This is a genomic window from Candidatus Manganitrophus noduliformans, from assembly GCF_012184425.1.
In the GTDB taxonomy this organism is placed as follows: domain Bacteria; phylum Nitrospirota; class Nitrospiria; order SBBL01; family Manganitrophaceae; genus Manganitrophus; species Manganitrophus noduliformans.
This window is the reverse complement of the sequence record NZ_VTOW01000014.1, coordinates 1-5,208: the sequence shown is the minus strand read 5'-3', so window position 1 is coordinate 5,208 and position 5,208 is coordinate 1. Positions and strand designations below refer to the sequence as shown.

Genomic DNA, 5,208 nt, shown 5'->3' with positions numbered 1-5,208 from the left:
CTTACAGGCCTGTGAGACATTCCCTAACTGCTTGGCCAGCTCCAGTAATCCCACCTTCGTCTTGATGATCTTTTGATCCTTACTCATGTCCTTGACTCCTTTCTCCCACTCTCGGGATGAGATCCAAAGACCTTACCATATTGTCAGATTAAATCGTAGTACTTGCACCTGAACTACCATTCGATCGTCGCAACGATCCCCGCCACTGTCCGCCCCACCAGTGGCACAACTTTAATATCGGTATAGGGGGTTGTAAATATCAACTGTCCGACGATACCCAAAAGCGCTCCCACGAGGACATCTTCAGTCCGATGTGCGCCGTTCTCGACTCTTCCGTATCCGGTAAATATAGCAGCAGAATAAGCCGGGAGGCCATACATCCAGCCGTACCGCTTCTGGAGAAATGCAGCTGCTGAAAAAGCTGAAGCGGTATGGCCTGACGGAAAAGTATGTGGGCTTCCATCGGGTCTGTCGCGGTCGACGGTGTACTTTAATGCATAGGTAACCGTAATAGAGGATGCAAAACCCTTGGAGAGCTGCAGAAAACCTTCATTGTCATAACGGGCTAACGCGATAGCGGCGGCGGTGACCGGAAGGATGATTTGAGTGACATCTTCTTCCTGAGGTCTTGCAAAGCAGGTAGATTCCAAAACATCGGAAAAGATCACAATGACAAAAAAAAATATGAGACACCGCAGGAAACAAGAACCCGGTTTTGCAATCATGCAGCCTTCCCCAATTAATTTCTGAAAAGTATACAGTTAGGTGCCCTGGGCGTCAAACCAGGTTAGGGATGGAGGATTTTAGACGATCTCCTTTTACTGCCCCTGCCGGAAAGCCCCGTGCTTTGTATGGGGATGAATGGCAGCCCGGAGCGAAGCGGATGCAATCGGTTTAGGTTTTATGTTTCAGAAGCCCCGCCCTTTGGGCGGGGTTCTTCACTATTAACAAATATTGTATCCGATCTCTTTTATATGACACGTAAACGGGATAGAAACCGAGGGAGGGCGTGCCGCGGGAGCGGCAATTCTCCGATAATAACGGAGGAGGATGGGGTCCCATCCTCCTCGGCATTGACCGGCAGTCCGGGTTGCCACTGACGAAGGGGCCTCATTGGTTCGATGGAGCCATCTGCTTCTTCATTTGTGGAACTCGAAGAGTGGCATTAAGAACAGGCACTCCCTGCTCCAGTGTGCAGACCTCTGGGATGATCCGCTCCAGCTCACTCTTATTCCCGATCGTTCTGGGCGGAGGAGTGTGGGCCGACTTCAGAGCCCAAGCAAGGTTGAGATAGAAAAACGCAAACAACACGATTGTCCCAAAACCAAAATATAAATCGAACATAGGATTCTCCTTTAGAGTATGGTTTTTTATTCTGTATCTGGATTCGATCCAATTAGAATTTCTCTAAACACGCTTCCGTATAAAGCAAGGGGAGTGCCAAAATGCGAAAAAATAAAAATATAAGCTGATCTGATTGAAATCGTTAACAAAAGGACCATACACTTATATGTGTGTGGAAAAGTTCCATTAGAGCATTTGGGTGGAATCGCCATCAAACGGGCGGATTGCCCCATTCACAGGAATGTTGTGTGCGTCGATACTGCCTAAAATTCATCCGTCGAGGAGGAATTTTAGGCGGCTGAGCCATTTATTGATGCAAGGGGTGCGGGCCGTCCAGATGGACTGGTAAATCTTTCTGTGAAAGAATCAAGGCGGTTCCGTGCCGGTTCCGCTCAGATGTGGACCGGAGTTCTATTGGGAAGAAGAGGGCTCAAGTTTATATTTATCCATCCGGTATCGGAGCGTATCGCGGGTCAGTCCCAGGAGCTTCGCTGCCTGTGTGACATTCCAGGAGGTCTGCTCAAGAGCCTGAAGGACAAAGTCGCGCTCCACCTTTTCCAACGAAATGCCCTGGAGAGGAAGGGGGAAACGGTCCATATTCTCCTTTTGCCGGTCGACCTGATTCATTTTGATAAGACCGGTAAGGAGCGAGAGCTGCTCCGGTGCGATAACGCTGTCACGGGAGAGGAGGACAGTCTGTTCAATCATGTTCCGAAGTTCTCTGACGTTGCCGGGCCAGGAATAATTGAGAAGCACTTTTTCGGCTTCGGGGCTAAAGCGCATTCCTTGTTTCCCGTAGCGCCGCGATTGATCGTTAAAAAATGCTCTGCAAGAAGCAGGATGTCATTTCCGCGGCTGCGGAGGGGAGGAAGCTCCAGGTTGATAATCCGAAGGCGAAAAAAAAGGTCGGAGCGGAATCGTCCTTGGCGGACGGCTTCTTCCAGTGATTGGTTTGTCGCGGTGACGATGCGGACGTCGACCTTCTGTTCTCGAATATTCCCGATGCGGCGGATCACTTTGTCTTCAAACGTTTTTAGCAATTTTTTAGCTTGGAGGGAAATTTCAATTTCCCAATCTGGGTTTAACTCGATAAGTAGGGCAAAACTTCCACAGCAGTATTCATCCTGCTTTAGAATCTCTTTTTAAGAGTAAAACAACATCAAAGCCCAAGCCGATGGTGGAGTAGGCTTGAGGATCGAGATCGATCAATAAAACTTTTTTTCCTTTTTGGGAGAACGCCATAGCAAGATTGACGGAGGTCGTTGTTTGGCCGGGTTCCTCCTTTTTGATTGATGATCGCGATGGTTTGAGCAGGCATAGGTGTGGGTTCACTTTACCATTTTTCTTTGAATTCGCGAATAACCTCTTCCGGCGAAAGGCTGAGGTAGATTTGGGTGGTGCCGAGATGGTCGTGCCCTAGAAGACGTTGTAGAAAGGGAAGCGAAAATCCCTTTTTGAACTGCGGTCACGGCAAAGTATGCCGACGCACATGAGGCATCACCGGACGCGATATATGGGCGCGGTTGGCGACTCTTTTAACCAAGCGCTGGATAGTATGATTACCCATCCCAAACGTTTCATAAAGAGCGAAGTGTCCCTCGATGAGCGGTTGGACGCGAGAAGAGAGAGATGATGCGGCGTTTGGTTTGGGACCCATACGGTCCGCCTTTTTCCGTAGACCATGAGATAATGATTCTGCCGATCGATATTTTCTTTTTTGAGGTTGGCCAGTTCATTGACTTTCAAACCCGTATGAAGAAGTGTCCAGACGACGAGCTTCTCTTCATGGGTCTGGCACGCATTGGCCAAACGGTTTGCTTCGTCCTGTGTAAGCGGTTCGCGTTTGTATTGGTAAGACATTGGTTAAGAAAGTTTACCGGTTATTTTTTATGGCGTCTGCTTGAACTTCTCTATAAACCGCCCGTCTGATGAAATTCATCCTGCTTTCTTCTTTCCGCCTTTTTGGGAAAAGGTAACTTACCGGCATGAAGCCGTTTCCCTGATGCAATCGTTCCAAAGCGCCCTGCATAGAAGATACAGAAAACCCTTAGAGAAGTGATCCCCACGGAAAATTCTTTTCCGCAGTACAAACATTTATTATCCGCGACAGATGAAAACGCATCGCGATTACAGCCCGGGTAGCAGGGCCCCCGAACAGCGGTCTTGAAGAATTCAATGCCAACAGCATTTTCATAGAGAGACTGATAATTCCGGAAAAAATGATCGGTAAGCACCCACTTGAGGCCGAAGTACTCCACTTCCAGTTTGGGGTGAAGCTGGAATGGACGCAGTTTCGTAACCCGACTATCCGGCTCGCTTTACCTTGCTGGTGGCCGTCGCCCTGCTCTTGGGCCTGCGCTGGGGGAAGCTCTCCCAAAAAGCATCCGAAGATGCGCCTCATCTGCAAGAGAAAAAGCTCTAGCAGGTCACTGAAAAAGTCCTTCGCGACGCGGTTTTGATTTGGTATACTCGCGCGCAGTCATTCACGAGGGAGGACCGATGCGAGGGATCAACGATTCTCAGAACATGATGTTCAGCTACTTTTCTGCGGAGCAGCGGGTTCCGGCCCATCATCCCCTTCGAGCGATCAAAGACGATGCCGATAAAGTTCTGGCGGTGCTCTCTCCCACTTTCGACGCGATGTACAGCCGAGTTGTTGATCGCCCTGTACTCGGTTCGATCCGAGACACTGTTCTGCGAGATGCTCGACTACATACAACATTCTCTTCCGCTGGTTTCTGGACATGAACCTGGAAGAGCCCTCGATGGATGCCACAACCTTCACCAAGAATCGGGATCGGCTGCTGGAACACGAAGTGGCCCTGAAGTTCTTTGAGCAGGTTGTGCGCTTGGCCCGCAAAGCCGGGCTTCTCTCCGACGAGCATTTCACGGTAGACGGCAGCCTGATTGAAGCGTGGGCATCCTTGAAGAGTTTTCGACCCAAAGGAGAAGATTCCTCGGATCGCCCGACGACGGATGATGATCCGGGCAACCCCACGGTGAACTTCCGGGGAGAGAAGCGCTCGAATGCGACCCACGTCTCGACCACCGACCCGGAGGCACGATTGATGCGAAAAGGCCCTGGCAAAGAGTCCAAGCTCAGCTACAACGCCCACGCGTTGATGGAGAACCGAAACGGTCTGCTGATCGACCTGCACGTCAGCGAGGCTACCGGGACGGCGGAGCGGGAGGCGGCCGAAGAGATGCTTCGCCGCCAGAGGCGAAAGCGGGTTAGGCCCAAGACCTTGGGAGCGGACAAAGGATACGATACGCGCGACTTTGTCGCCCTGCTCCGACGCCGTAAGATTACCCCGCATGTGGCCGCCAACGAAGAGCGCAGAGGCGGCTCGGCCATCGATGGTCGGACCACTCGGCATGCAGGATATGCGATCAGCCAGAGAATCCGAAAGCGGGTGGAGGAGATCTTTGGGTGGCTCAAGAGCATCGGGGGTTTTCGCAGGACCCGCTTTAGAGGCCGAGAGCGAACGCAACTGCAGGGCTGGCTGGTCGGCGCGGCTTACAACTTGTTGCGAATGGCCAATCTGAAGCGGTCGGTTGCGGCGGCTGTATAGCCCAGCAATGGTTCCAGGCAAAGTGGATGGCTCGATGAGCCTTCGCAAACCGAAAACAAGATGAAGAGAATTCAACATGGGCCTCTGAGCCGGAGAAAATTGATCTTCAAGAAAGAAATTTTATGTGCAAGTACTACGATTTAATCTGACAATATGGTAAGGTCTTTGGATCTCATCCCGAGAGTGGGAGAAAGGAGTCAAGGACATGAGTAAGGATCAAAAGATCATCAAGACGAAGGTGGGATTACTGGAGCTGGCCAAGCAGTTAGGGAATGTCTCACAGGCCTGTAAG

General features: G+C 50.9%; 5 protein-coding genes and 2 pseudogenes. 1 reads left to right on the top strand and 6 read right to left on the bottom strand.

The window, feature by feature from the left end:
- Positions 1–173 precede the first annotated feature (173 nt).
- From MNODULE_RS24295 to MNODULE_RS25620, 6 genes and pseudogenes are all read right to left on the bottom strand, one after another.
- Positions 174–725 carry a phosphatase PAP2 family protein gene (locus MNODULE_RS24295; RefSeq protein ID WP_168063791.1) on the bottom strand — a complete coding sequence of 184 codons (552 nt, stop codon included), beginning with the start codon at positions 723–725 and terminating at the stop codon, positions 174–176.
- Positions 726–1,110: 385 nt separating this feature from the next.
- Complete coding sequence (locus MNODULE_RS24290) at positions 1,111–1,344, bottom strand: hypothetical protein (RefSeq protein ID WP_168063790.1); 234 nt, start codon at positions 1,342–1,344, stop codon at positions 1,111–1,113.
- Between the two features lie 411 nt (positions 1,345–1,755).
- A pseudogene (locus tag MNODULE_RS24285) lies at positions 1,756–2,160 on the bottom strand (AAA-type ATPase lid domain-containing protein); the annotation flags it as partial.
- Positions 2,049–2,405 (bottom strand): sigma 54-interacting transcriptional regulator, encoded by a 357-nt coding sequence (locus MNODULE_RS25625; protein WP_422666777.1) that lies wholly within the window; start codon positions 2,403–2,405, stop codon positions 2,049–2,051. The gene MNODULE_RS25625 and the pseudogene MNODULE_RS24285, both read right to left, overlap by 112 nt.
- A gap of 58 nt (positions 2,406–2,463) precedes the next feature.
- Positions 2,464–2,676 (bottom strand): AAA family ATPase, encoded by a 213-nt coding sequence (locus MNODULE_RS25185; protein WP_202882349.1) that lies wholly within the window; start codon positions 2,674–2,676, stop codon positions 2,464–2,466.
- A 165-nt stretch (positions 2,677–2,841) separates the two neighbouring features.
- A complete protein-coding gene (locus tag MNODULE_RS25620; RefSeq protein ID WP_168063787.1) occupies positions 2,842–3,204 on the bottom strand; it encodes a tyrosine-type recombinase/integrase in 363 nt (120 codons plus the stop codon).
- A gap of 639 nt (positions 3,205–3,843) precedes the next feature.
- Here MNODULE_RS25620 and MNODULE_RS24265 point away from each other — a divergent pair.
- Positions 3,844–4,916: pseudogene (locus MNODULE_RS24265) on the top strand (IS5 family transposase).
- Positions 4,917–5,208: the final 292 nt, after the last annotated feature.

Coding starts and splice junctions, on each gene's coding strand:
- MNODULE_RS24295 (WP_168063791.1), bottom strand. CDS start 725: ATGATTGCAAAACCGGGTTCTTGTTTCCTGCGGTGTCTCATATTTTTT.
- MNODULE_RS24290 (WP_168063790.1), bottom strand. CDS start 1,344: ATGTTCGATTTATATTTTGGTTTTGGGACAATCGTGTTGTTTGCGTTT.
- MNODULE_RS25620 (WP_168063787.1), bottom strand. CDS start 3,204: ATGTCTTACCAATACAAACGCGAACCGCTTACACAGGACGAAGCAAAC.